Below are 24,276 nucleotides of genomic sequence, written 5' to 3' on the forward strand. Positions count from 1 at the left end.
GTCCGCCACAGGGACAGGCCTCAGGCGTCCTTGAGTGTCTGCCGCTGCCGGCCCAGACCGTCGACTTCGGCCTCGACGACGTCTCCCGCGCGCAGATAGCGGGCCGCGTCCCCCTGGCCGAGTGCGACGCCCGCCGGGGTGCCGGTGTTGATGATGTCGCCGGGGTAGAGGGTCATGAACCGGCTGACGTACCGGACCACCTCCGCGACCGGGAAGATCTGGTTCGCGGTGGAGCCGTTCTGCCGGAGTTCGCCGTTGACCCACAGCCGCAGCCCGAGGGCCTGCGGGTCCGGTACCTCGTCGGAGGTGACCAGCCAGGGGCCGAGGGGGTTGAAGGTCTCGCAGTTCTTGCCCTTGTCCCAGGTGCCGCCGCGTTCGAGCTGGAAGGCGCGTTCGGAGACGTCGTGGGCGACGGCGTACCCGGCGACGTACGCCAGGGGGTCCTCGTCGTCGTCGAGGTAGCGCGCGGTGCGGCCGATGACGACGGCCAGTTCGACCTCCCAGTCGGTCTTGGTGCTGCCGCGCGGCACGAGCACGGTGTCGTTCGCGCCGACGACGGTGTCCGCCGCCTTCAGGAAGACGACGGGCTCGGCGGGCGGTTCGGCACCGGTCTCGGCGGCGTGGTCGTGGTAGTTCAGCCCGATGCAGACGACCTTGCCGATCCGGGCGACCGGCGGGCCGGGCCGTACCCCGGCGGGAACGTCGAGGACCGGAAGTACGCCCGCGCCCGCGGCGGCGCGGATCCGGTCGAGCGCGAAGGGGTCGGCGAGCAGTTCGCCGTCGATGTCGTCGACGAGTCCGGTCAGATCGCGGAGCGTCGTACCGTCCGGGTCGAGCAGGGCCGGGCGTTCGGCGCCCGCGGCGCCGATGCGCAGCAGTTTCATGGGTGGTTCCCCTGGCCTCTCCTGGTTTCAGCCTGATGCCGTGTGCTTCCGTACGCGTCCGGACGATGGGTAGCGGCCATCGGCGGGGCCTTCGGAGGGTCGGTCGTCATGATCTTCCAAGAGGTCCGGAACGCTCGGCAAGACCGCGTTCATTCCCTGGGACGGGGGCGCTCCGGGCGGGCCCCCGTCCTCTCCTCCGGGGTCGGTCCGGCCGTGTCAGAGCGGGTTGGCGAGCGCCCCGGCGGCCGGCATGTCGCGGTAGAGCAGGATCCGCTCGACGGCGCTCCAGGTCGTACTGGTGACGATGTAGAGGGCGGCCGCCAGGGGGACGACGGCGACGGTGACCAGGGTGCCGAACGAGAGCAGCGGCAGCACCTTGGCCATGGCCGCGGCGCCGGGGAGCGCGGTGCCGCCGGGGACCGGGGGCTGGGCGGACAGCTGCCGCTTCGTCCGCCGGTAGTTGACGACGGCGACCAGGGTGACCAGGGCGAAGAGCGCGAGGTAGACCAGACCGCGGTCGCCGAGGACGCCGCCGGCACCGAGGGCGTCGTGCCAGCGGTCGCCGAGGGGCGCGGCGAGGAGGGTGTGGTCGAGGAGGGTGTTGGGTTCGCCGCCGATCGTGCCGTTGGAGAACAGGTGGTAGAGGAGGAAGAAGGCGGGCAGCTGGAGCAGGCTGGGCAGGCAGCCGGAGAGGGGTGACGCCTTCTCCTCGGCGTACAGCTCCAGCAGGGCCTTCTGGAGGCGATCGGGGTGCTTGCCGTGCTTCTTGCGCAGGGCGGCGACCCGGGGGGCGAGGCGGGCGTTGGCCTTCTGGCCGCGGGCGGCGGCGCGGGAGAGGGGGTGGACGGCGAGCCGGACGAGCGCGGTGAAGAGCACGATCGCGGCGGCGGTGGCGGAGGTCTGGAAGAGGGGTTCGAGCAGTTCGGCGAGGCGCTCGACCAACTGGGCGAAGACGGACAAGGAGAGCCCTCCGGGGGTCTCGTACAGCCGGATATGTCAGGACATATACGGCAGCACCCACGAAGGGAGGGAAGCCTTCCGCTCGCCTAGGCGGCCGCTGCCAGGAGGGCGCGGCCGGGGGCTCGGGGCCTGGTGCGGCCCCGGGCGTCGGGGTCGCGTTGCGGCAGGAAGGCGGTACGGCGCTCGCGGTCGCGGAGGGCGGTACGGACGCGGGTGCGAGGCACCGGCGGCGCACAGCGGGCGCTGATCACGGCGCAGACGACGAGGGCTGCGCCCGCGGCGCCGGTGGCGGCGGCCGCGAGGGCGAGGGCGGCGGAGACTCCGGCGCCCGAACCGTCGGCGAGGACGACGTCGAAGACGAGGACGAGGGAGAGCACGATCGCGTGGAGGGCGCGGCCGGTGCGGCTGTGCGCGTCCATGGGTGCCCCCCCTTCCCGCTGCGGTCCCGTCCGTCCTTCTCCTGGTCGGATTCAGCGTACCCGGTGGTTCAGGGCTGCCTGGGCAGGGTGGAGACGAGCTTTCCCCAGACGATCAGACGGTAGGCGGAACTGAATTCGGGGGTGCAGGTGGTGAGGGTGAGGTAGCTGCCGGGTTCGCGGTATCCGGCGCCGGGGACGGCGAGGGAGCGGGGTACGGGGCGGATCACCCCGGTATCGCGGGGAGAGGTACGGGCGAGCTGCCGGTCGACCTCGTACACGTACACCGCGTCACGGGTCTCGATACGGATGTCGTCACCGCGGCGGAGGCGGTTGATGTGGCGGAAGGGTTCGCCGTGGGTATTGCGGTGCCCGGCGAGGGCGACGTTGCCGGGGCGGCCGGGGCGGGCGGTGCCCGGGTAGTGGCCGACGTACCCCTGGTCGAGGACGCCGCGTGCGGTGACGCCTTGGGCGACGGGGGCGGTGAGACCGATGCGGGGAATGCGGATGACGGCGTACGCGGCACCGGACGGGCGCGCCACGTTCCGCCCGCGCTCCCTCTCCCCCTGCTTCACCCTTTGCTTGCCCTCCCCCTCCGTTTTCAGCTCCCCCTCCCCCCTCCTGTTCTCCTTGTCATCCTCACGGGCGGGATCGCCTCCTCCGCGGGTGCTCCCCTCCCCCAACCACTGTCGCTCCAGGGAGTGAACGGCGCGTTCGGCACCGGCACGGGCCTGCCGGTTGGTCCACCACAGCTGGTGAGCGACGAGCAGCAGGACGACGACCCCGAAGGTGACGGCGGCCTCGGCGGTGCCCCAGAGCACCCGGGCGGCCCGCGCCCGGGCGCGGCGCCCGCGTCCCTGAACGACGACGGGCAGCCGTACCCGGCCGGGCCGCTGCTGCCGTATCCGCACGGGCGCACGATAGGCGCGGCCGCGGCAGGTGGCCAGAGCCGTGCGCGGCCCACCGCACTCCCGGTCGGCGGACCGTCCGGGAGGGCCGTGCGGCACGCCCCGCACACGGCAGTACGGTGTCCCCCATGCGCCCCGACACGCCTACCGCCCACACCACCGAAGCCGAGCGTCTGCTTCGCACCGCGGAGCAGTACCCGGAGGACCGCGAACCCCTGCTGCTGCGCGCCGCGGCCCACCTCGAACTGGCCGGCGACCGTGAACGCGCCTCCACCCTCTACGACCAGCTGCTCACCGAAGAGCCGGAGCACCCCCTCCTGGTGAAGGCGCTCCAGGCGGCGAACCTCTGGGAGTACGGCCACGAGGCCGAGGCCCGGGCCCTGATCGCGGGCATCCGCACGGCCGCCCCGGCGGATCCGGCGCCGTGGGAGACGATCGCGGAGACCCTGGAGTCGCACGACGAGCTGGAGGAGTCGCACGCCTGCTTCACCGAGGGCATCACCCTGCTCCTCACCCCGGGCGACGACGACGTCCCGTACGACACCCGGCCCCTGCTCACGGGCCGCCACCGGGTCCGCAGGCTGCTGGCCCGCCCGCACGACGAATGGGACCGCCTCGCGGACAAGGTCCACACGGCCCACTCCCCGATCTCCCTCGACGAACTCCACGACCCGAACCGCCTCTGGGCCCTGGGCTCCGACAACCCGGCCGAACTCCGCGCCGAGATCGCCCGCCTCCGCTCCGAACTGGGCTCCTACCGCTCGGCGCTCTCCCGCCCCTTCCCGGTCGCGGTCCTCCACTGGCCGGCCCCGGAGTTCACCGAACTCCTCACCGCCTATCCGGCCCTGGCCGCCGAGTACCCCTCCTACCAGGCCCATCTGGCGTCCATCGAGTCGTCCCTGCGCGAACTCGCCGCGACCGGCACGGCCAACCCGGGCATCGTGACGGCGACGGTCCCGTCGTACGAGGCCTTCGCCGCGGCGGAGGCCTCGCCCCCCACGAACCCGTCGCTGCTCCCCCAATACACCACCACCCTCGCCGCCCGCGGCCGCGCCCTCCCCTGGCCCCCACCGAAGGGCGCGGACTGCTGGTGCGGGACGGGGGCGGCGTACCGGGACTGTCACGGCCAGGCCTGACCTGCCAGGAGGGCGGGACCGCATTGCCGCAAACCGCTCCTCCTGGAGATCAGCACCGGCTACGCTCCGTTCCCATGTCTGAGCCTGCCGAGGAAGCCATGCTGCCCCTTGACCTGTCAGCGGCCGCCAACACCGCGGCACTCGCCACCGCGGGCGGTCCCGATACCGGGCTGGACGCGGTCTTCGGCAGACTCCCGTCAGGGGAGAGCTGCGAGGCTCAGTTCGGGAGGATCCTGCGCCAGTCCATCGACGAGGTGCTCGACGGCCAGCGGACAGGCCGGTTCGACATCCTTGACCTGGAGAAGACCGAGAAGACCTACCTGGGCACCAAGGTCGAGATCATCACCCGTGCCCACTTCTCCTGGGAACGCGGCCGGCACATGGACTACGCGATAGCGGGCCAGGACGTGGACGCGAAGTTCACCGTCGGCAGCAACTGGACCATCCCTGCGGAGGCGGTCGGGCATATCTGCCTGCTGATGAGGGCGAACGATCACAAGTCGCAGTTCCAGGTGGGCCTGGTACGCATCCGCGAGGAACTCCTCAACCGAGGGCAGAACCGGGACGGAAAGAAGACCCTCTCGGTCCTCGGCCGCCAGGCCATCCGATGGCTGGTCCCCGCCGGGGCCCTTCCGCCGAACATCCTTCTGAGCCTCACCCCGGAGGCCCGCAGCGCGGTCTTCATGGCAGGCGGTGGCGGCAGGGGCCCCCGGGGAGGGCAGGCCAGGACCAATGCACTGTTCCGCCACGTCCAGGGCCGGCTCGTGGACCGCAACACCGTGCTCACCGTCGCCAGCCAGGACGACGGGCCGAAGCGGGTACGGGACTCGCGCAACCATCTCCGCGGGGAAGGGATCATGATCCTCGGTCATCAGAACCAGCACCCTCATATCGCCCGGGCGCTGGACCTGCCCGTGCCGGACAAGGGATCGTGGATAGCGGTGAAGACCGTCCGGCTGGATCCGGGGACGGAGGACAGCCGGCCGGTCGCGCACATCGGCACCGGGGCTTATGCGGTGTGGCGTGAAGGTGATGCCGCTCCTCAGGCTCCGGAGAGTTACTGAGAACCATGTCAGAGGAGCGGGAGCAGAAATCCGGCTGGGAGGCCCCGGCAGGATCGTGGGCGTCCTCCGCCGCCCGGCGCCGCAATATGCAGGCCATCCGGAGCCGCGACACCAAGCCTGAGACGCTCCTCCGCCGGCTCGTGCACGCCCAGGGCCTGCGCTACCGGGTGAGCGCACGGCCGCTGCCGGATCTGCGGCGCACGGCCGACCTGGTTTTCCGGCCCGCCAAGGTCGCGGTCTTCATGGATGGCTGTTACTGGCACGGCTGCCCTGAACACTATGTGTCACCGCGGACGAACCCGGGCTACTGGTCGGGCAAGGTCGCGGGCAACATCACCCGCGACCGCGACACGGACCGGCGGCTGGCGGAAGCCGGCTGGCTGGTGCTGCGCTTCTGGGAGCACGAGTCACCCGAGGAGTGCGCCGCCACGGTCCGCGATGCCGTCCTCGAACGCCGGAAAGGCCTGCTGCAGAGGGATACCGGCGGCGGTAACTGAGGGGTCGTGCTCAGGCTCGAACCCAGGGTTCGGATCGTCATGCAGTGGGCCGGTGCGTGCGAGAGCCTCCTTGATGGCCTCTCCGACAGCAGCGGCAACGGGCGGCGGGAAGGCGTTGCCGACCTGGCGGTAGCGCGCAGTCTTGCCGCCGGAGAAGAACCAGTCTTCGGGGAACCCCTGGATGACCGCCGCCTGGGCAACAGTCAGCTTCGGCCCCAGCTCCCCGTTGAGGTCGCGGTCAACGTCGACCGCATCCTCGTCGTTGGCCACCCCCATAGCATCGACACCCAGGCGGCTCCATGCGAGCTTCGCCCTCGTGGGGCCAAGGTCGGCACCGCCGTGCTTCTTCGAACCTCCGACGAGGGTGGGAGCAACGGAACCGTGTTTGGCACTGTCCTCCCACCGCTGGAAAACCGGGGAATCCTTACCGCCCAGCCGCCGCGCCATGGAAGGCTTCAGCGCTTCATAAACCGTCTTCACCTTCTTCTGGCGACGTGGCCAGGAGAATCCCCGGTAATACTCCTTCTTGATGGCTACCAGAATGGCCCTGGGCCTTAGCTGGGGAACGCCGAAGTCCTGAGCCTCCAGCACTTCCCAGCCGCAGATCACATAGCCTTCCTTGCGGAGGCGATTTTTGATCTCATTCCGGTAGTAGCGGAATTTCCGCTCGGGCTCCACCAGGCCTCGGACGTTCTCAATCATCACCGCGCGGGGCTGGAGTTCCTCGACGAGCCGGAGGAACTGAGGGAAAAGGTCGCGCTCGTCCTCACGGCCGAGCTGCTTTCCCGCAGCGGAGAAAGGCGGGCAGGGGACTCCGCCAGCCAGGAGGTCAAGCCGCCCCGGCTTCAGCAGATATCGCTCAGGGTCCTTCTCAGCCGCTGTACGGATTCCCTCCTCGCCCGGGAATCTGTTGCGCACCTTCTGGTCCAGATCGGGGTCAAGGATCTGCCGCAGAGGCTTGAAGTTGTTGACGTCGCCTTCCAGTACCCGGCAGTTCTTCCGCTCCCAGGACCAGTCGCCGCGGCGCTCGATGTTTCCCCGCAGGCTCTCCACGGCGTGTCTGTCGATCTCGACCAGCGCGAGGTGCCGGAAGCCGGCCTGGTGAAGTCCCATGGCCTGGCCGCCGGCACCAGCGCAGATCTCAATAGAGGTCAGCTTGCGGCTGGCGGCGCTCATGGACTCCCCTTGGTGCTGTGACGGCGACACGCAAGTGTCGCATCCCGCACCGACAGGCAACCACACGACTGGCCAGACGCCCCACGCACGTCAGCTCTTCAGCAGATGCTCCAGGTCACCAGCCAGTTTGCCCCTCGCCTCCGCGGGAAGCTGGCGGTAGAGCGCCCAGACCTCTTCAGCCTTACCAAGGTGACGGCGGTCAACCGCGATCCAGTCCATCAGAAGCTTCATGTTCGGACCCGAGAGTGCCGTCATACGGTCCCAGACCTGCTCAGCATTCATCTGCACGCCCGTGAGGTGCCGCACCATCTCATTGCAGCGCGCGCATTCGGTGATCAGATCCGCCGCTTCCACCCCTCCCCCATGCTTGCGCGGAGTCACATGCCCCAGCGTGAGACGGGCGCGCGATCCCGGCTCGTCCGCATACTCCTCGCCTGCCGCGATCCCGCAGCGCCGGCACATATGCCCGTCCTTCTCGTACACCGCACGCCGGACCTTGGCACTGATCTGTCGCAGGCCCGCCGCGCGGTGCTCCGGATCCCAGACCGGCTGCCCGATCTTCTCCAGATAGAGCTGGTCGGGCTGGAGGCTCGGCTTGTCGCGGTACGTACGAATCAGCCAGCCAGCCGGGCGCAGATCCCGCATCCGGCGGTCGACCTGTTCCGTGCCCTTGATGACGGCCCGCATTTCCTGCTTGTGGAAGATCCCGCCCTCCCCGACCTCGTCCCGGAGCCACAGCGCCACCCGCACGCGGGCACCCAGAGACTCATCCCGCCAGTCCAGCTCGTCATAGCTCACGTGTTCGCCCATCGCTCACTGTTTCCGAAGAGGCATCCCTTCGAGTGAAGAGGCTAGCTTGCCGCCACTTGCCGCGGCAAGTGGCGGCAAGCTGGATCCGCCCCTTCGGCCAACGAGAGGCGAGGCATGAACACGGACAGCACCGCACCCCCCACGGCCTTCCCCACCTGTCCTGCGTGGAGCTGTGCGCGGGCGCCGGCGGACAGGCGCTGGGGCTGGAGCGCGGCGGATTCACCCACCACCGGCTCATCGAACTCGACGGCGACGCCTGCGCCACGCTCCAGCACAACCGTCCCCTCTGGACGGTCCTGAAGGCTGACGCCAGGACGATCGGACCAGAGTCGCTCACCCCGGAGGCCAGCCGGCTGGACCTCTTCGCAGCAGGAGTCCCCTGCCCGCCGTTCTCCCAGGCAGGCCGTCAGCTGGGAGCCATGGACGAACGCGACCTCTTCCCCTCGGCTCTCCGCCTCATCGCCGCGCTCCGGCCCAGGGCAGTACTCCTGGAGAATGTGAAGGGCCTGCTCCAGGCGAAGTTCAGCGCCTACCGCGAGAGCATCTCGGCGGAGCTGGCCCGACTCGGCTACCGGACGGAGTGGAAGCTGCTGCGCGCCTGCGACTTCGGCGTACCCCAGCTCCGCCCGAGGGCCGTCCTGGTGGGACTGGAGGATCCGGCGTTCCGGCGCTTCCAGTGGCCCGAGCCGCCCCCGGACTCACCTCCCCCGCCCACCGTCGGCGAGACCCTGCGCCACTCCATGGCGTCGCGGGGCTGGCGGCTCGCCGACCACTGGGCCCGGCAGGCCACCCGTATCGCCCCTACCCTGTGCGGCGGTTCAAAGAAGCACGGCGGTCCGGATCTGGGGCCATCACGGGCCCGGAAGGCATGGGCGGAGATGGGAGTGAACGGGTCCAGCATCGCCACAGCCCCACCCGGCCCAGGCGACCAGCTTCCGGTGAAACTCACCGCGGGCCAGATGGCCCTGCTCCAGGGATTCCCGCCCGACTGGGCGTTCACCGGCGGCAAGACATCCGTCTGCCGCCAGATCGGCAACGCCTTTCCACCGCCGGTCGCTGAGGCGCTGGGAAGGCAGCTCAGGCAGGCTCTGCTCCACCCGCTCCACCTCCAACTCGCGCACTCTCAGCTGCGAGAACACCAGGTACACCCCGGTGCGGCCTAATGGTCTGGACCACTTGAAGCCCAAAGTCATGCGAACCCTGGCAGCCATGACTTTTCACATCACGACTCGGCATCATCTGCACCCATGACCCCCCGTTTTCCCGTCCGGAACGCCATGCTCGGCCCTCTCGGAACTGTTCTGTCTGTCTTGGGGTGCACATGTCGCCGATATATGCGCGTGGGCGCATCGCTCTAACCACTGCGGGGGTTGTCGCCCTGCTCGGGGCGGTCGTCGGTTGTGGGGTGGAAACGGCTGGGAAGGAGGACACGGCGCCGGGAAGCACCGGTGTGGGGACTGCCGAAGCGTCCGCCACGGGCTCTGATCAGGGGAGTCTGCTGCTGCGGGACGACGAAGGGCAGGCCGTGACCGCCGAGGAGTTGGTGGTGAAGGTGCTGTCGAACGACGCGGTGAACCTGGCCGACGGGACCGGGATGCCACTGGCCCAGGCGCAGGAGGACGGGGATGTGCAGATCACCGTCGAGAGCGGGCCCGGGAGCGGGACCGCGAAGGTGGAGGACGGGGCGATCCTGTATACGTCCAACCCCGACTACGAGGGCCAGGACGTGATCCACTACCGGGTGACGTTCAAGGGGGCCAAGGTGCCCCTGACGGCGAATGCCGAGCTGCGGATCAGTGTGAGGCCCGGCGAGAAGTAGTCGGATGCCCCGTTCCCGGCGGCCGGCCTCGGGGGTGGCCTCGGGGCAGCCGGGAACGGGATGGCCGCGGCGACCGTGGGGACAAAACCGGTTGCCGCAGTGCCGGAGAGGGACTGCTCCGTTGCGGGCCCTCTGCACGGGACACGGGCGCCGACCCCGGATCGGTTCACCCGGGGCCGTCCGTCCGGGGCAAAAACTTTCCCACGGCCGCCGTCAGCCGCCGAAGGCGTGCACCACGGTGTAGATCAGCAGGCCCGCGAGCGCGCCGACCACCGTGCCGTTGATCCGGATGAACTGCAGGTCGCGGCCGATATGGGCTTCGATCTTGCGTGAAGTGTGCTCGGCGTCCCAGCTCGCCACGGTGTCGGAGATCAGCGAGGTGATCTCACCGCGGTAGGTGGTGACCACATAGACCGCCGCGTCCTCGACCCAGCCGTCGAGCTTCCCCTGGAGCCGCTCGTCCGTCGCGAGCTTCGCGCCCAGGCTCAGCAGCGAGGCCCGTGCCCGCAGGCGCAGTTCGCTCCGGTCGTCCTCCGCGGCCGAGATGATCATGGTGCGGACGGAGGACCAGGCCGACGCGATCACGTCCTGGACCTCGGTACGGGAGAGGAGGTCCGACTTCATCCGCTCCACCCGGGCCCGGGTGTCCGTATCGGACTGGAGGTCGGCGGCGAAGTCGGTGAGGAAGCGGTCGATGGCATCGCGCGCCGGGTGGCCCGGCATATCGCGCATCTCGGTGATGAAGCGGAGCAGCTCGCGGTAGACCCGCTCGCCGACCTTGCGGTCCACGAAGCGCGGGGTCCAGCCCGGTGCCCCGCCCTCGACCGCGTCCATCACGGAGTCGGCGTGCTCGACCAGCCAGTCGTGGGCGCGGGCGCAGATCAGGTCGACGGCCTTGTGGTGGGCGCCGTCGGAGACCACTTTCTCCAGGGTCTTCCCGACTCCGGGCGCGATCTCCACCGCGTTGGCCCGGCGGGTGATCGCCTCACCGACGACGGCCTGGACATCGGAGTCCCGCAGGACCGTCAGCGCCCCGCGCAGGGCCGTCGACAGCTCCGCCGTCACCCGGTCCGCATGGTCCGGTTCGGAGAGCCACAGACCGAGCCTGCGGCCGATTCCCAGGGCGCGCAGCCGGGCCCGCACCACGTCTTCGGAGAGGAAGTTCTCGCCGACGAAGGTGCCCAGGGAGGCGCCGAGCTGGTCCTTCTTGTTCGGGATGATCGCCGTGTGCGGGATCGGCAGGCCCAGGGGGTGCCGGAAGAGGGCGGTCACCGCGAACCAGTCCGCGAGCGCACCGACCATACCGGCCTCGGCCGCCGCGGCCACATAGCCGGCCCAGGGGCCCGCGCCGGAGTTCTTGGCCCAGGTCGCGAGGGCGAAGACCAGGGCCACAAAGAGCAGCAGGCCGGTCGCCATGGTCTTCATCCGGCGCACGCCGCGCTGCTTCTCGGCGTCCGCCTCGGTGTAGGCGAAGGAGGGCAGACCGGAGCGGGGGGTACGGCCGCCTCCGGCGGCACGCGGCGGCCCGGGGGCCGGCGGCGGGTCCTCCGGCGCCGGAGGTCCCGCCGCGAGCGACGGCCGGCCGGCCCCCGGTGCCGGTGGCCGGCTGCCGGACACCTTTCCGCCCTTGTCGGCCGGTTCTTCCGGCTGCTCCCGATCCGTACCGTTCATCCTGCTCCACCCGTCCACGCGTACCCCGTACACATTGTCCCTGTCTCAGGGACTCCCGGGGCGCAGCCGGAGTTCCCGCCGCGCGGAAGCAGGTGCCGTTCAGCCGAGCTGACGGCGGTCTTCGCCTTCGCTCAGCCGGCTGCGGCTGCGGCGTTCCTGTTCGTGCTCGTCCTTCAGGCGCTGCCGCTCGGCCTTGGTGTGTTTCCGGGTGACGACGACACCGCCCATCAGGGCCAGGCCCCGGACGCGGATACGGGGGGCGGCCGGGTCGATCCGGGGCTCGACGCCGCCTTCTTCGCGGAAGCGGCCCAGCACCCGGGCGCCGGTGACCTCGACCGTCACCTCCGGGGGTACGGCGATATCGATCCGGCCCATGACCGACCAGCAGCGGACGGTGATCTCACGGTCCTCGAAGTCCGCCTCCCGCAGGTCCAGATCGCCGCCGCCCATCAGCGCGAAGGCCGTGAAGACCCGGGGCACGGTCCAGCGGCCCCGGCGGTCGAAGCCGCCCCAGAGCGCGAAGGCCTGCCGGGAGCCGGCCCGGCCGCCGATACGGTCGGTCCAGCGCCGCGGCGCCTGCCCGCCGACTGCGGAGAGGGAACCGCCGTGGGCGGTCTCGGGCAAGTCGCCGACGAGGGATTCCAGGTCACCGCGGGTCCGGGCGCGATAGGCCGCATCGAGTCGCTCGTTGAACTCGTCCATTCCGAGCCGGCCCTCCGCCGCCGCCTCCCGGAGCCGTTCGGCGATCCGTTCACGTTCGGTGTCCGACGCACGTATCTCGGGGAGTTCACTCATGGGCAAAGGATAGTCAAATTCCGCTCCGGCCCCCGGGCCGATCCGCGTACATCTTGGCGATCACGGCTTCGATATCCGGTTCACGTACCGAGAGGTCCACCACGGGGTAGGCGGCGGCGAGTTCGGCCACCAGCGGGGCCGCCGACCGGTCCGCCGGGAAGGCCAGCCACTGCCGCGGGCCCTCGACCCGTACCGTACGGGCCAGTGCGGTCTCCAGCGGCGGCAGTTCGCGGGCCAGGTCGACGACGAGCGTCCGTTCGCTCCCGCCCGCCTCGTGGAGGCCGGCGAGGGAACCGTCGTACATCAGTCTGCCGTGGTCGATGACCATCACCCGGCTGCACAGCTGCTCGATATCGGTCAGATCGTGGGTGGTCAGCAGGACGGTGACGGACCGTTCGGCGTTCAGCTCGCGCAGGAACTCCCGGACCTTCGCCTTGGAGACGACGTCGAGGCCGATCGTCGGTTCGTCGAGATAGAGGACCTCGGGATCGTGCAGCAGGGCCGCCGCGATATCGCCGCGCATCCGCTGGCCGAGCGACAGCTGCCGTACCGGTACGTCCAGGAGTCGTCCCAGGTCGAGCAGGTCCACACAGCGGTCGAGATTCTCCCGGAACCGGCGGTCCGGGATCCGGTACATCCGGTGGACCAGACGGTACGAGTCCCTCAGCGGCAGATCCCACCAGAGCGTCGTGCGCTGGCCGAAGACCACCCCGATCCGGCGTGCCAGCACGGTGCGTTCGCGCGCGGGGTCGATCCCGGCGACCCGGACCCGGCCGCCGCTGGGGGTGAGGATGCCGGTGAGCATTTTGATGGTGGTGGACTTGCCGGCGCCGTTGGGGCCGATATAGCCGACCATCTCACCGCGCGGGACGGTGAAGGAGATCCCGTCCACGGCCCTCACCTGGTGTTTCTCGCGCCGCAGCAGTCCCGCGCGCTTGCGGACGTCGAAAACCTTCTCGACGCCGGTCAGCTCGATGACGGGGGCGGGGAGGGATGCCGGGCGGGCGGCGGGGACGGAGGAGCCGGGGGCTGCAAGAGCCGCGTCGGCCGTGTCGGCCGTGTGTGCTGTGTGCGCTGTGTGCGCTGTGTGCGCTGCGTCGGACCGGGGTTCGGTCATGGCGGGCGGTCAGCTCCCTGTGCTGCGGTAGGTACGGAGCCCCGCGTGCCACGCCAGCCCGGCGAGCGCGCAGGCGGCCGCGGCGACGAAGGGCGGCGCGAAGGCGAGCCACTGCGGGACGTCCAGCGGATAGGGCCGCCCGAGGACGTACAGTCCGGGCAGCCAGTTGACGAAGGCGAGCGGGACGACGAAGGTCGCGCCCCGCACCAGGTCCTGGGCGAAGACCGTCGGCGGGTACTGGAGCATGGTCACCCCGCCGTATGTGAAGGAGTTCTGCACTTCGGCGGCGTCCTGCGCCCAGAACTGGAATGCCGCCCCGGCCACGAAGACGGCACCGAACAGCACCCCGCCGCTGATCACCATCAGGGGCACCAGCAGCACCTTGGCCGGGGTCCACGCCACATCCGTCACGGCCAGTCCGTAGCCGAGGACGACCAGTCCCTGGGTGACCCGGCCCACCCGGCGCAGCGCGAAGCGGTCGGCGGCGAGCTGGGCCAGGACGGGTACGGGACGGACGAGGAACGTGTCGAGGGTGCCGTCCCGCACCCGCCGCCCCAGCCGGTCGGTGGAGCCGAGGAAGAGATCGGTGAGGCCGAAGGCGGTGGAGGCGGTGCCGTAGAGGAAGGCGATCTCGCCGAGCGGATAGCCGCCGAGTGCGTCCACATGGGAGAACATCAGCATCACGGCGACGAAGTCGAAGGCGCTGAAGGCGAAGCTCGCGAAGACGGCGAGCGCGAAGGACGTCCGGTAGGCCAGGGTGGAGCGGATCCACATGGCCGTGATCAGTCCGTACGCACGCAGCGCGGCGAGCCCCGCCCGCTCCTCCGGCGCCCGTTCCGGCGGCCCCTCCCCGTACCCGGATGTCCGCTCAGCCACCCTGGACCACCACCCTCCGGGTCGCCGTCGCCTGAAGGAAGCGCCCGGCCGTCAGCAGGACCGCCGCCCAGCCCGCCTGGAAGGCGTACGCCCCCGCCAGCCCCCAGCCCGTGTGCTTGCCCAGCAGCACATCGGCCGGGATCTGGAGGTACGACGACCACGGCAGCGCCCGCGCGATCTCCCCCAGCACCCCGGGGAAGACGTTGAGCGGCAGCAGCATCCCGGAGAAGAACGTCCCCGCCAGCGCGCTCAGCTGCATCACCCCCGCGCCGTCGAGCAGCCAGAACGCGGAGAGCGCCACCAGGAAGCGGAGCGCGAAGCTGACCACGAGCCCCAGCCAGATCGCGGCCAGGAACGCGGCCCAGGTCAGCGGGGAGGCGGGCAGGGCCAGATCGAAGACGAACGCGCCGACGCCCATGGGGACGATCCCGCGGCCCAGCAGCTGGAAGGCGGCCCGGCCGAGGTCCCCGGCCAGCCAGAAGAGCTGGAGGTCCACGGGCCGGTAGAGGTCGATGGCGATATCGCCGCTGCGGATCCGTTCGATCAGCTCGCCCTCGAAGCCGCCGCCCATCATCGCGCAGGCGGTCAGCAGCGCCTGGCCCAGCCAGACATAGGTGAGGGCCTCGTCAAGGCCGTAGCCGCCGAGCCGCGGCCGCTGGTCCCAGAGGGCGATATAGGTGGCCGCGATGATGAAGCCGAAGACGACGTTGGTGAACATCCCGGCCGCGGTGGCCATCCGATAGGCGGCGAAACGGCGGAATCCGCCGACGGCCACGACTCCGTACAGCCGCACGTGCGTTTCCCTCCCCGGGCGCTGGTCGTTGTCCTCGGTATCGCATGCGGCGCACACGTCGCTCCGCAGTGCCGTGCGGTGCGGTACCGCGCAGTGCCGTGCAGTGCCGTGCAGTGCGATGCGGTACCGCGCAGTGCAGTCCAGTGCGGTGCCGTCATCGCGCCAAAGCGCTGGAGCCTAGTACGCGTCACCGCGCCGCGCGACCCGTTTTCGCCTGGCCCCCACCCGCGGGGGTCCAGGGAACAGCAGACCGAAAAGTGCAGTATGTGCCTATGAGTGAACAGCCACCGCAGCAGGGCTGGACCCCCCGGGACGAAACGGCCGCCCGGTCGTCGCCGGGCGGGAACTCCGACCGCGACCCGGACCACCGCACCGGCCGGAGGGGCCGGAAAGGGGGCCGCCGGCGGACCGGGTGGCGGCGCGCGGTCCCCACCTGGCGGATGCTCCTGGCCGGTTTCGTGATCGTGGCCGTCCTGCTCATCGGCGCGTTCGCCGCCGGATACGCCCTGGTCCACATCCCGCCCGCGAACGCCACGGCCGTCGCCCAGTCGAACGTCTATCTGTACGAGGACGGCAGCCGGCTCGCCCTCGACGGCGAGGTCAACCGGGAGAACGTACCCCTGTCGCAGATCCCGCTGACGGTCCAGCAGGCCGTGCTCGCCGCCGAGGACCGCGATTTCTACTCGGAGCGGGCGGTGGATCCGAAGGCGATGGTCAGGGCCGCCTGGAACACCCTGACCGGCAAGGGCAAACAGTCCGGTTCGACCATCACCCAGCAGTATGTGAAGAACTACTACCTCGGCCAGGAGCAGACGCTCTCCCGGAAGTGGAAGGAGTTCTTCATCGCCATCAAGCTGGGGCGCGAGCAGAGCAAGGGCGAGATTCTCCAGGGGTATCTGAACACCAGCTACTTCGGCCGCAACGCGTATGGAGCGCAGGCGGCGGCGCAGGCGTACTACGGCACGGATGTGTCCAGGCTGACCACGGCCCAGGGCGCCTATCTGGCGTCCCTGCTCAACGCCCCGAGCGCGTTCGACGTCACCACCCACCCGGAGAACCGGCCCGCGGCGCTGGCCCGCTGGAACTACACGCTCGACGGCATGGTGAAGACGGGCTGGCTGAGCCCGTCCGAACGGGCGGCCATGGTCTTCCCCGACCCGCAGAGCGCCCGCCCCGCCACCGGGCTCTCCGGTCAGCGCGGCTATGTGGTGCAGGCGGTGGAGGAGTATCTGACCTCGGAGGGGATCGTCGACGAGAAGACCCTCGCGGCGGGCGGCTTCCGGATCACCACCACTCTGGAGCGCGGCCGGCAGGACGCGTTCGTGAAGGCCGTCGACGACCAGGTGACGGACCGGCTGGACCCCGACCGGCGGGCCGCGGACCGCAATGTACGGGTGGGGGGCGCGGCGATCGACCCGGGGTCGGGCCGGGTGGTGGCCCTGTACGGCGGGGTCGACTACACCCGGCAGTACGTGAACAACGCGACCCGCCGCGACTACCAGGTGGGGTCGACCTTCAAACCGTTCGTCCTCACCGCGGCGGTCGAGGAGGGGGCCCGTACCCAGGACGGCCGCCCGATCACCCCGAACACGGTGTACGACGGCACCGACCGGCGGCCCGTCCAGGGCTGGAGCGGCCCCCGCTACGCCCCGGAGAACGAGGACGGCTACTCGTACGGCCCCCTCACGGTCAGGGCCGCCACCGACCGTTCGGTGAACTCGGTCTACGCGCAGATGGCGGTGGACGTGGGCCCGGCCCGGGTGAAGCGGACGGCGATCGCCCTGGGCCTCCCGGAGAACACGCCCGATCTGTCGGCGTCGCCGTCGATCGCCCTGGGTCCGGCGACCGCGAGCGTGCTCGATCTGGCCGAGGCGTACGCGACCCTCGCCAACCACGGCAGGCACGGCCGCTACACCCTGGTGGCGAGCATCAGCAAGGACGGTACGGCCGTCGGGCTCCCGGCGCGCGACGAGCGGCAGGCGGTGAGCCGGGAGGCGGCGGACACCACGACGGCGGTGCTCCAGGGTGTGGTGGACGGCGGTACGGGCACGGCGGCGCAGTCCGCGGGCCGCCCGGCGGCCGGGAAGACGGGTACGGCAGAGGAGGACAAGGCGGCCTGGTTCGCGGGGTACACACCGCAGCTGGCGACCGTGGTGGCGGTGATGGGCCAGGATCCCGAGACGGGGGTGCAGAAGCCGCTGTACGGGGCGATGGGCCTGCCGAGGGTGAACGGCGGCGGGGCGCCCGCACGGATCTGGGGGCAGTTCACCGGGGACGCGCTGGAGGGCACCGAGATCACCGACTTCGAGCTGATGACGGCGCCTGGGGCCTATCAGGAGCAGTCGGAGGCGCCGTCGTCGTCGCCGGGGGCGGCGTCGGGGACGCCGTCGGGCGGGGAACCGCCGCGGGAGGCGTCGTCCGCGACGCCGGGCGGGGCGGTCGAACCGCCGCCGGCGGTCGGCCCTTCCGTACCGGCGGACACCGGCCCTTCGCCCCTGCCGCTGCCGGGTGACCTGCTGCCACCGGCCGGCGCGGGACCGGGGACGCTGCCGGACCCGGCGGACGGCGTGTTCCGCGACCAGCTGCCGGGCACGGGGACGGTGGACGGGGGCACGGGCCTCGCCCCGAGCCCCCAGGGTCTGCGGCGGCCTTACTGAGGAGCGGGCGGCGGTACGGGGCGGGGCGCGGGCGGCAGTAAGGGCGTACGGCTCCGAGCGCGGGCGTACGGGTACGGCCGTACGGGTGCGACGGAGGCACGGCCCCGTACGGAACCGGGTGCGGGCGCCGTCACCGGGACGACTGTACGAAGCCGGATGCCGGCGCCGGGACGGCTCGGGCCGTCTGCGGGCCGGGGCGGGGCCCCGGCCCGGTGGAGGGCCCGCGGCGCGCGGACCCGCCGAACCGACCGCCGGAAGTGCGCCCGGCGGTCGGTGGACTCGGGAGACTCGGGAGACTCGGGAGACTCGGGAGATCAGAGGTCCGGGAGTCGGGGGCGTCGGCCCGCCCGTCAGTGGCCGGAGGTCGCCTTCAGGCCCACGACCGCGACCAGCAGCAGCGAGACGAAGAAGATCCGCGCTGCGGTCACCGGCTCATTGAGGATGGCCATACCGAGGATCGCGGCACCCGCAGCCCCGATGCCGACCCAGACTCCGTAGGCCGTACCGATGGGAAGGGTCTTGGCCGCCTGGGCCAGCAGATACATGCTGGCGACGATCCCGGCTCCGGTGAAGACACTGGGCCACAGCTTGGTGAAGCCCTCCGTGTACTTCATCCCGATCGACCAGCCGACCTCCAGCAGACCGGCGATGATCAGCAGAACCCATGCCACGACGGCACCTCCGAGACGCTCGAAGCTCCGTGAAGGAGCTACTTCTGGGGGTGCGTCGTCTTTGCCAGAGCCCGGTACGGCGCGTCTCGTCGGGATGCCCCCACCCTAGCAAAGCGCAGGCAAAAGCCCCGGTGATCCCGGTCACCGGGGCCGGCCGGCGCCGGAGCTGTCGGGGCCGGGGATCGGCGGACGGGACGACCGGACGGTCAGAGATACAGTCCGGTGGAGTCCTCGGAGCCCTGGAACCGGTCCGCCGCCACCGCGTGCAGATCGCGCTCCCGCATCAGCACGTACGCCACGCCGCGGACCTCGACCTCGGCCCGGTCCTCGGGGTCGTACAGCACCCGGTCGCCGGGCTCCACGGTCCGGACGTTCTGGCCGACCGCGACCACCTCGGCCCAGGAGAGCCGGCGGCCGACCGCCGCCGTCGCGGGGATCACGATGCCGCCGCTGGAGCGCCGCTCGCCCTCCGGGATATCGGTCCTGACCAGCACACGGTCGTGCAGCATCCGGATGGGCAGCTTGTCGTGCTGGGTGTGCTTGTTCTGCGTGGTGTTGGCGCTCACGCGTGCAACCTACCCGTACCCGGGCCGGACGGGGCCCGCCGGGGGCCCGGGAGCCGTACCGCCACCGCCGGTCAGCCCTTGTGCTTACGGGAGGAGGAGACCGCCAGCAGGCCCACCAGACCGACGACGACCGCGGCCACCGGGAGCAGCCGCTCCAGACGCGGCGAGCCGTCCTCGCCGACGAATGCGGCGCGGACGTCGGCGACCGTGCGCTGGACGGCGTCCATCGCCCGGCCCTTGGCCTGGTCCACCTGGGAGGCGACCTTCGCCTTGGCATCACCGACGATGGTCTTCGGGTGCACCCGTACCCCGATCTCGTCGAGGGTCTCGGCCAACTGATCGCGCCTGCGCACGATGTCCGCCTCGATTTGCGCTGGGGTCCTCGCGTCCGACACCGCGCCGCCTCCGTGATTGGTTCCGTCGTTGCTTCTCCGTCCGGATCCGTACAGATCCGGTGTTTCTCATCGACAGTCTGTCAGCTCGGCGGGCCCCGCACCCCACGGCACCCCCATTACGCTCGACGGCGTACACCACGCCCGCCTTCCGAGGAGAACCCGAAGAGCATGAGCGACCGCCTCCAGCCCGGCGACCCGGCGCCCGACTTCACCCTGCCCGACGCGGACGGCAACGAGGTATCCCTCGCCTCCCACCGGGGCCGCAAGGTCATCGTCTACTTCTACCCGGCCGCGCTGACCCCCGGCTGCACCAAGCAGGCCTGCGATTTCACCGACAATCTGGAGCTGCTGGCCGGGGCCGGCTACGACGTCATCGGGGTCTCCCCGGACCGGCCGGAGAAGCTGGCGAAGTTCCGGGAGAAGGAGGAACTGAAGGTCACCCTGGTCGGCGACCCCGACAAGGAGGTACTGCGGGCCTACGGCGCCTTCGGCGAGAAGAAGCTGTACGGCAAGGTCGTCACCGGTGTCATCCGGTCCACGGTGATCGTGGACGAGGACGGCAAGGTCGAGCGGGCGCTCTACAACGTCCGGGCGACCGGCCATGTCGCCAAGATCATCAAGGATCTGGGGATCTGACCCGGGAGCGGGGGCCCGGCGCCGTACCGCCGCGTCCGTGCGGTACCCCGTACGCGTAAGGGGTACGTGGCCGGGGCCCCGCGAGGGCTGCTATCACCTGCCGATTTCCGGCGGGAACCCGCCGCGGCAGCCAGTACAGTAAGCGGCGACGGGCCCGTACCCCAGTTGGCCAGAGGGCGCCGGTTTAGGTCCGGTGTGTCGTGGGTTCGAGTCCCACCGGGCTCATCAGCAGACGCAAGGGCGCGGCTCCCGCAGCGGGAGCCGCGCCCTTGCGCATGCCGTACGTACGGATCCGGGACATCCCCCTGCCGTACGGGCAGGGGTCAGCCGGCCAGTTCGCGCACCACGGGCACCAGCGCGCGGAACGCCTTGCCCCGGTGGCTGATCGCGTTCTTCTCGTCCGGGCTCAGCTCGGCGCAGGTGCGGTCCATGCCCTCGGGCTGGAGGATCGGGTCGTAGCCGAAGCCGTTGGTTCCGGCGGGCACCGCGCGCAGAGTGCCCGGGAGGCGGCCCTCGACGACGCGCTCGGTGCCGTCGGGCAGGGCGAGGGCGGCGGCGCAGAAGAAGTGGGCGCCGCGGTGTTCGGGGGCGATATCGGAGAGCTGGGCGAGCAGCAGGTTCAGATTGGCGGTGTCGTCGCCGTGGGTGCCGGCCCAGCGGGCGGAGAAGATTCCGGGGGCGCCGCCGAGGATGTCCACGCAGAGGCCCGAATCGTCGGCGACGGCGGGCAGTCCGGTGGCCCGGGCCAGGGCGTGCGCCTTGAGCAGGGCGTTCTCGGCGAAGGTGGTGCCGGTCTCCTTGACGTCCGGGACCTCGGGGTAGGCGTCGGTGCCGACGAGGGCGTGCGGCAGCTCGGCGGCGGCGAGGATCGCCCGGAGTTCGGTGAGCTTTCCGGCGTTGCGGGTGGCGAGAACGATACGGGTCATGCCCCGATTATCGGCCGTGCGGCCGGGCGCCGGTGACGGCAGCGGCCCGGCCGGGGCCGGTCGTACCGGCGCGCCCTCGGCCGGTCACGGGGTGCAGACCTTGCCGATCTCCTTGCCGGCGTCCCGGAGCGGGCCGGTATCGACGGTGTTCTCGCCGTCCTCGATGGCCTTGCGGATGTTGTCGATCCCGGTGTCGAGGTCCTTGACGGCCTTCTCCAGATCGGCGTTGTCCGTCTTGTCGTCGAGTTCCTTCAGTTCCTTGTCGATGTCCTCCAGGGCCTCGCGGGCCTTGGTGGGGTCCTCGGCGGCGCTGGAGACGGCGGTCTGGAGGTTGTCGATGCTGCTGGTGACGGCTTCTGCGGTGTCCACGCAGTCGAGTGCCTTGTCGACGGCGCTGCATCCGGCGACGATCGGAACGGTCAGCGCTGCTGCGGCGATGGCCACGGCGATACGGCGGCGCGCGGGCATGGCGGTCTCCTCCCCCAGGATCGGCCGGGGACCTCCCCGGTGGCCGGGCGCACGGTCGTGCCGTGCGCCCGTGTCCCCAAGGACGCCGGGGTGGGGGGCCGGGTTGCTCGTCCGGCTTCGCCGCCGGCTCACCGGCCACCGGCCGGACTCGGATCCGTCCGTTCCGGTGCCGTCCGGAACAGTGCCGTCCGGAACGGAGCCGTCCGGAACGGAGCCGTCCGGGAACAGTGCCGGACTTGTCCGGAACGGACGGGCACCGGACCGGTCCGCGGCCTCTCTCGGAGCCCCCGGGCTCCGTCAGGCGGATGCGCTCGTCTCGTCGAGGGCCGCGCGCTGCAGTGCGGCCAGGTCCGCGCAGCCCCCGGCGGCCAGATCGAGGAGCGCGTTCAGCTCCTTGCGGTCGAAAGGCTCGGCCTCGGCGGTGCCCTGGACCTCGACGAAGCGGCCGTCTCCGGTGCAGACGACGTTCATATCGGTGTCGGCGCGGACGTCCTCCTCGTAGCGGAGGTCGAGCAGGGGCACCCCGTCGACGATGCCGACGGAGACGGCGCCGACGGTCCCGATGAGCGGCTTCCGTCCGGCGCGGATCAGCTTCCTGCCCTGCGCCCAGGCGACGGCGTCGGCGAGGGCGACATACGCGCCGGTGATCGCAGCGGTGCGGGTGCCGCCGTCGGCCTGGAGGACGTCGCAGTCGAGGACCACGGTGTTCTCGCCGAGGGCCTTGGTGTCGACGACGGCCCGCAGGGAGCGGCCGATGAGCCGGCTGATCTCGTGGGTGCGTCCGCCGATCCGGCCGCGGACGGACTCCCGGTCGCCGCGGGTGTTGGTGGCGCGCGGCAGCATCGAGTACTCGGCCGTCACCCAGCCCTCGCCGCTGCCCTTGCGCCAGCGCGGCACGCCCTCGGTGAAGGAGGCGGTGCAGAGGACCCTGGTGTCCCCGAAGGAGATGAGGACGGAGCCCTCGGCGTGCTTGCTCCAACCGCGTTCGATGGTGACGGGACGGAGCTGTTCGGCGGTGCGGCCGTCGATACGAGACATGGGCCCGAGCCTATCGGCAGATCGGGGCTCGTCCGTCCGGTGGAGGCGGCGGGGGTACGGGCCCGGGGCCTGCGGGCGGCTGTACGGAAGGGCTCCCGCCGTCGTCGGCGGGAGCCCTTCCGCGGATGACCGCGAAGGTCACATCATGTCTTCGATCTCCGCGGCGATCGGGTCGGCGTCGGTGCCGATGACGACCTGGATCGCGGTGCCCATCTTGACGACGCCGTGGGCGCCGGCGGCCTTGAGACCGGCCTCGTCCACCTTGCCGGGGTCGATGACCTCGGTCCGCAGCCGGGTGATGCAGCCCTCGACCTCTTCGATGTTCTCGACTCCGCCGAGCGCGGCGACGATCTTCTCAGCCTTGGTGGCCATAAGTTCTCCCTGGTGTTCCCCGGCACCCTCGGCGGGGCGCTCGGCGCTGCCTCGGCCCGCGATCGGCCGCTTTGTCACGGTAACGCACGGTTGGCCCAACTTCACGGGCGAGTAATCGACCCGTACCCAATGATGACGATCACGGCCCGCGACCGTACACGCAACTGGTCTACACCAGTCTGCGCAAGCTGCCAAACCAGGCCCAGTTCTGCCCGGGAGGAGAGCCGATGGCGTCCGAGAGCGTGGCGACCCGAGGACGGTCCCCCTGGAGCGGATTCTTCCAGGGGCTCCAGAAAATGGGGCGCAGTCTCCAACTGCCCATCGCCGTCCTGCCCGCCGCGGGCATCATCAACCGGCTGGGGCAGCCGGATGTCTTCGGCGCCGAGGGGCTGGGCTGGAACGACGTCGCCAAGGTGATGGCGGGGGCGGGCGGCGCGCTGCTCGACCCCGAACTGGGACTGCCGCTGCTGTTCTGCGTGGGCGTGGCCATCGGCATGGCGAAGAAGGCGGACGGTTCGACCGCGCTCGCCGCGGTCGCGGGCTTCCTGGTCTACCGGGGCGTGCTGCGCCAGTTCCCGATCGACTGCTCGCCCGGATCCACGGCGGTGGCGGCGGGCTGCCACCACACGGACGGGACGTTCACCCTCTTCCAGTACCAGAATCCGGGGGTCTTCGGCGGCATCGTGATGGGGCTGCTGGCCGCGTACTTCTGGCAGCGGTTCCACCGCACCAAGCTGGTGGACTGGCTGGGCTTCTTCAACGGGCGCCGGCTGGTGCCGATCATCATGGCGTTCGTGGCGATCGCCTTCGCCGCGCTCTGCCTGTGGATCTGGCCGCCGATCGGTACGGGCCTGGAGAACTTCAGCGACTGGCTGGTCGGGCTCGGCGCCTGGGGTTCGGGCATCTTCGGCCTCGCGAACCGGGCGCTGCTGGTGATCGGGCTGCACCAGTTCCTGAATGTGCCGATCTGGTTCCAGCTGGGGAGCTACACCAAACCCGACGGCACGGTGGTCCACGGCGACATCACGATGTTCCTGGCGGGCGACCCGAACGCGGGCCAGTTCACCAGCGGATTCTTCCCGATCATGATGTTCGCGCTGCCCGCCGCGGCGCTGGCGATCACGCATACGGCCTTCCCGCACCGCCGCAAGGAGGTCGGCGGGCTGATGCTCTCGGTGGCGCTGACGTCCCTGGTCACCGGCATCACCGAACCCATCGAGTACTCGTTCCTCTTCGTCGCCCCGGTGCTGTATGCCATCCATGCGGTGCTCACGGGTGTCTCGATGGCGGTGACCTGGGCCTTCGGCGTCCATGACGGATTCAGCTTCTCGGCCGGCCTGATCGACTACGTGATCAACTGGAGTCTGGCCACCAAACCGTGGCTGATCATTCCGATCGGCCTCTGTTTCGCGGTGGTCTACTACGTGATCTTCCGCTTCGCGATCACGGTCTTCCATCTGCCGACACCGGGGCGCGAGCCGGAGGACGTGGGCGAGCAGCAGGAGAAGGACAACATCAAGTAGCGAAGGGCGAACAGCGGCCGGTGCGCGGCGGGTTCGCGCCACCGGCCAGGGGCCCCGGCTCCCCGCGGACAGCGGGGGCCGGGGCTTTTCCCGGTCCGGAGC

At 70.8% G+C, this 24,276-nt stretch carries 26 protein-coding genes, 1 tRNA gene and 1 riboswitch; of the genes, 9 read left to right on the forward strand and 18 right to left on the reverse strand.

Features of this window, described 5'->3' with window-relative positions:
- Nucleotides 1-20: 20 nt before the first annotated feature.
- From ACIQ9E_RS15745 to ACIQ9E_RS15760, 4 genes are all read right to left on the reverse strand, one after another.
- Entirely contained in the window at nt 21-884 is an 864-nt protein-coding gene (locus tag ACIQ9E_RS15745; RefSeq protein ID WP_403707147.1) for a fumarylacetoacetate hydrolase family protein, read from the reverse strand.
- A 216-nt stretch (nt 885-1,100) separates the two neighbouring features.
- Nucleotides 1,101-1,844, reverse strand: coding sequence for a YidC/Oxa1 family membrane protein insertase (locus ACIQ9E_RS15750; RefSeq protein WP_403707149.1), 744 nt, complete (start codon nt 1,842-1,844; stop codon nt 1,101-1,103).
- An 86-nt stretch (nt 1,845-1,930) separates the two neighbouring features.
- A complete protein-coding gene (locus tag ACIQ9E_RS15755; protein WP_403707150.1) occupies nt 1,931-2,263 on the reverse strand; it encodes a DUF6412 domain-containing protein in 333 nt (110 codons plus the stop codon).
- Between the two features lie 68 nt (nt 2,264-2,331).
- Nucleotides 2,332-3,081 carry a class E sortase gene (locus ACIQ9E_RS15760; protein WP_403707421.1) on the reverse strand — a complete coding sequence of 250 codons (750 nt, stop codon included), beginning with the start codon at nt 3,079-3,081 and terminating at the stop codon, nt 2,332-2,334.
- Between the two features lie 215 nt (nt 3,082-3,296).
- On the opposite strand from ACIQ9E_RS15760, the gene ACIQ9E_RS15765 reads away from it, so the two are divergent.
- The 3 genes from ACIQ9E_RS15765 to ACIQ9E_RS15775 all read left to right on the forward strand — a co-directional run bounded on the left by ACIQ9E_RS15765 (nt 3,297) and on the right by ACIQ9E_RS15775 (nt 5,865).
- The gene (locus tag ACIQ9E_RS15765) at nt 3,297-4,304 is read left to right on the forward strand and encodes a hypothetical protein (RefSeq protein ID WP_403707152.1); all 1,008 of its coding nucleotides are present in this window, start codon (nt 3,297-3,299) and stop codon (nt 4,302-4,304) included.
- A 74-nt stretch (nt 4,305-4,378) separates the two neighbouring features.
- Nucleotides 4,379-5,368 (forward strand): NaeI family type II restriction endonuclease, encoded by a 990-nt coding sequence (locus tag ACIQ9E_RS15770; protein WP_403707154.1) that lies wholly within the window; start codon nt 4,379-4,381, stop codon nt 5,366-5,368.
- A gap of 5 nt (nt 5,369-5,373) precedes the next feature.
- Complete coding sequence (locus ACIQ9E_RS15775; protein WP_403707156.1) at nt 5,374-5,865, forward strand: very short patch repair endonuclease; 492 nt, start codon at nt 5,374-5,376, stop codon at nt 5,863-5,865.
- On the opposite strand, the gene ACIQ9E_RS15780 is transcribed toward ACIQ9E_RS15775, so the two are convergent.
- Nucleotides 5,776-7,041 carry a DNA cytosine methyltransferase gene (locus ACIQ9E_RS15780; RefSeq protein WP_403707158.1) on the reverse strand — a complete coding sequence of 422 codons (1,266 nt, stop codon included), beginning with the start codon at nt 7,039-7,041 and terminating at the stop codon, nt 5,776-5,778. The genes ACIQ9E_RS15775 and ACIQ9E_RS15780 overlap by 90 nt on opposite strands.
- Before the next feature lie 90 nt (nt 7,042-7,131).
- Nucleotides 7,132-7,851, reverse strand: a complete 720-nt coding sequence (locus ACIQ9E_RS15785) for an HNH endonuclease (protein ID WP_403707160.1) — start codon at nt 7,849-7,851, stop codon at nt 7,132-7,134.
- Nucleotides 7,852-8,015: 164 nt separating this feature from the next.
- Between ACIQ9E_RS15785 and ACIQ9E_RS15790 the strand changes: the two genes are divergently transcribed.
- Together ACIQ9E_RS15790 and ACIQ9E_RS15795 are read left to right on the forward strand one after the other, a co-directional pair.
- On the forward strand, nt 8,016-9,014 hold the full coding sequence (locus ACIQ9E_RS15790) for a DNA cytosine methyltransferase (RefSeq protein WP_403707162.1): 999 nt from the start codon (nt 8,016-8,018) through the stop codon (nt 9,012-9,014).
- Between the two features lie 287 nt (nt 9,015-9,301).
- Nucleotides 9,302-9,670, forward strand: a complete 369-nt coding sequence (locus ACIQ9E_RS15795) for an Ig-like domain-containing protein (protein WP_403707164.1) — start codon at nt 9,302-9,304, stop codon at nt 9,668-9,670.
- Nucleotides 9,671-9,883: 213 nt separating this feature from the next.
- On the opposite strand, the gene ACIQ9E_RS15800 is transcribed toward ACIQ9E_RS15795, so the two are convergent.
- From ACIQ9E_RS15800 to ACIQ9E_RS15820, 5 genes are all read right to left on the reverse strand, one after another.
- The gene (locus ACIQ9E_RS15800) at nt 9,884-11,341 is read right to left on the reverse strand and encodes a DUF445 domain-containing protein (RefSeq protein ID WP_403707166.1); all 1,458 of its coding nucleotides are present in this window, start codon (nt 11,339-11,341) and stop codon (nt 9,884-9,886) included.
- Nucleotides 11,342-11,440: 99 nt separating this feature from the next.
- Nucleotides 11,441-12,136, reverse strand: coding sequence for a DUF1707 domain-containing protein (locus tag ACIQ9E_RS15805; protein ID WP_403707168.1), 696 nt, complete (start codon nt 12,134-12,136; stop codon nt 11,441-11,443).
- A gap of 13 nt (nt 12,137-12,149) precedes the next feature.
- Nucleotides 12,150-13,253 carry an ATP-binding cassette domain-containing protein gene (locus ACIQ9E_RS15810; RefSeq protein ID WP_403707170.1) on the reverse strand — a complete coding sequence of 368 codons (1,104 nt, stop codon included), beginning with the start codon at nt 13,251-13,253 and terminating at the stop codon, nt 12,150-12,152.
- Between the two features lie 9 nt (nt 13,254-13,262).
- Entirely contained in the window at nt 13,263-14,129 is an 867-nt protein-coding gene (locus ACIQ9E_RS15815) for an ABC transporter permease (protein ID WP_403707172.1), read from the reverse strand.
- Complete coding sequence (locus tag ACIQ9E_RS15820; RefSeq protein WP_403707174.1) at nt 14,122-14,922, reverse strand: ABC transporter permease; 801 nt, start codon at nt 14,920-14,922, stop codon at nt 14,122-14,124. The genes ACIQ9E_RS15815 and ACIQ9E_RS15820 overlap by 8 nt, the downstream gene beginning before the upstream one ends.
- Before the next feature lie 272 nt (nt 14,923-15,194).
- Between ACIQ9E_RS15820 and ACIQ9E_RS15825 the strand changes: the two genes are divergently transcribed.
- A complete protein-coding gene (locus ACIQ9E_RS15825) occupies nt 15,195-17,579 on the forward strand; it encodes a transglycosylase domain-containing protein (RefSeq protein ID WP_403707176.1) in 2,385 nt (794 codons plus the stop codon).
- Nucleotides 17,580-17,929: 350 nt separating this feature from the next.
- Here ACIQ9E_RS15825 and ACIQ9E_RS15830 read toward each other — a convergent pair whose 3' ends face one another.
- The 3 genes from ACIQ9E_RS15830 to ACIQ9E_RS15840 form a co-directional block, all read right to left on the reverse strand.
- Nucleotides 17,930-18,250, reverse strand: a complete 321-nt coding sequence (locus ACIQ9E_RS15830; RefSeq protein ID WP_006349122.1) for a multidrug efflux SMR transporter — start codon at nt 18,248-18,250, stop codon at nt 17,930-17,932.
- Nucleotides 18,251-18,299: 49 nt separating this feature from the next.
- Nucleotides 18,300-18,370: riboswitch (guanidine-III (ykkC-III) riboswitch) on the reverse strand.
- 86 nt (nt 18,371-18,456) lie between these two features.
- Nucleotides 18,457-18,759 (reverse strand): GroES family chaperonin, encoded by a 303-nt coding sequence (locus ACIQ9E_RS15835; protein ID WP_389888788.1) that lies wholly within the window; start codon nt 18,757-18,759, stop codon nt 18,457-18,459.
- A 128-nt stretch (nt 18,760-18,887) separates the two neighbouring features.
- The gene (locus tag ACIQ9E_RS15840) at nt 18,888-19,211 is read right to left on the reverse strand and encodes a DUF3618 domain-containing protein (protein WP_403707178.1); all 324 of its coding nucleotides are present in this window, start codon (nt 19,209-19,211) and stop codon (nt 18,888-18,890) included.
- Nucleotides 19,212-19,379: 168 nt separating this feature from the next.
- On the opposite strand from ACIQ9E_RS15840, the gene bcp reads away from it, so the two are divergent.
- Together bcp and ACIQ9E_RS15850 are read left to right on the forward strand one after the other, a co-directional pair.
- Nucleotides 19,380-19,847 carry a thioredoxin-dependent thiol peroxidase gene (gene bcp / locus ACIQ9E_RS15845; RefSeq protein WP_403707180.1) on the forward strand — a complete coding sequence of 156 codons (468 nt, stop codon included), beginning with the start codon at nt 19,380-19,382 and terminating at the stop codon, nt 19,845-19,847.
- A 150-nt stretch (nt 19,848-19,997) separates the two neighbouring features.
- Nucleotides 19,998-20,072 (forward strand) — tRNA-Leu (locus ACIQ9E_RS15850).
- 98 nt (nt 20,073-20,170) lie between these two features.
- Here the strand turns inward: ACIQ9E_RS15850 and rdgB are convergent.
- The 4 genes from rdgB to ACIQ9E_RS15870 all read right to left on the reverse strand — a co-directional run bounded on the left by rdgB (nt 20,171) and on the right by ACIQ9E_RS15870 (nt 22,756).
- Nucleotides 20,171-20,773 carry an RdgB/HAM1 family non-canonical purine NTP pyrophosphatase gene (rdgB, locus tag ACIQ9E_RS15855; protein WP_403707182.1) on the reverse strand — a complete coding sequence of 201 codons (603 nt, stop codon included), beginning with the start codon at nt 20,771-20,773 and terminating at the stop codon, nt 20,171-20,173.
- A gap of 84 nt (nt 20,774-20,857) precedes the next feature.
- Nucleotides 20,858-21,241, reverse strand: coding sequence for a hypothetical protein (locus ACIQ9E_RS15860; RefSeq protein WP_403707184.1), 384 nt, complete (start codon nt 21,239-21,241; stop codon nt 20,858-20,860).
- Nucleotides 21,242-21,538: 297 nt separating this feature from the next.
- Nucleotides 21,539-22,279 (reverse strand): ribonuclease PH, encoded by a 741-nt coding sequence (gene rph / locus ACIQ9E_RS15865; RefSeq protein WP_403707186.1) that lies wholly within the window; start codon nt 22,277-22,279, stop codon nt 21,539-21,541.
- Nucleotides 22,280-22,417: 138 nt separating this feature from the next.
- Nucleotides 22,418-22,756, reverse strand: a complete 339-nt coding sequence (locus ACIQ9E_RS15870; protein WP_332903343.1) for a PTS glucose/sucrose transporter subunit IIB — start codon at nt 22,754-22,756, stop codon at nt 22,418-22,420.
- 122 nt (nt 22,757-22,878) lie between these two features.
- Here ACIQ9E_RS15870 and ACIQ9E_RS15875 point away from each other — a divergent pair, with 122 nt between their 5' ends.
- Complete coding sequence (locus ACIQ9E_RS15875; protein WP_403707188.1) at nt 22,879-24,174, forward strand: PTS transporter subunit EIIC; 1,296 nt, start codon at nt 22,879-22,881, stop codon at nt 24,172-24,174.
- Nucleotides 24,175-24,276: the final 102 nt, after the last annotated feature.

The sequence above is a fragment of the Streptomyces sp. NPDC094448 genome, from assembly GCF_044763775.1.
Taxonomy (GTDB): domain Bacteria; phylum Actinomycetota; class Actinomycetes; order Streptomycetales; family Streptomycetaceae; genus Streptomyces.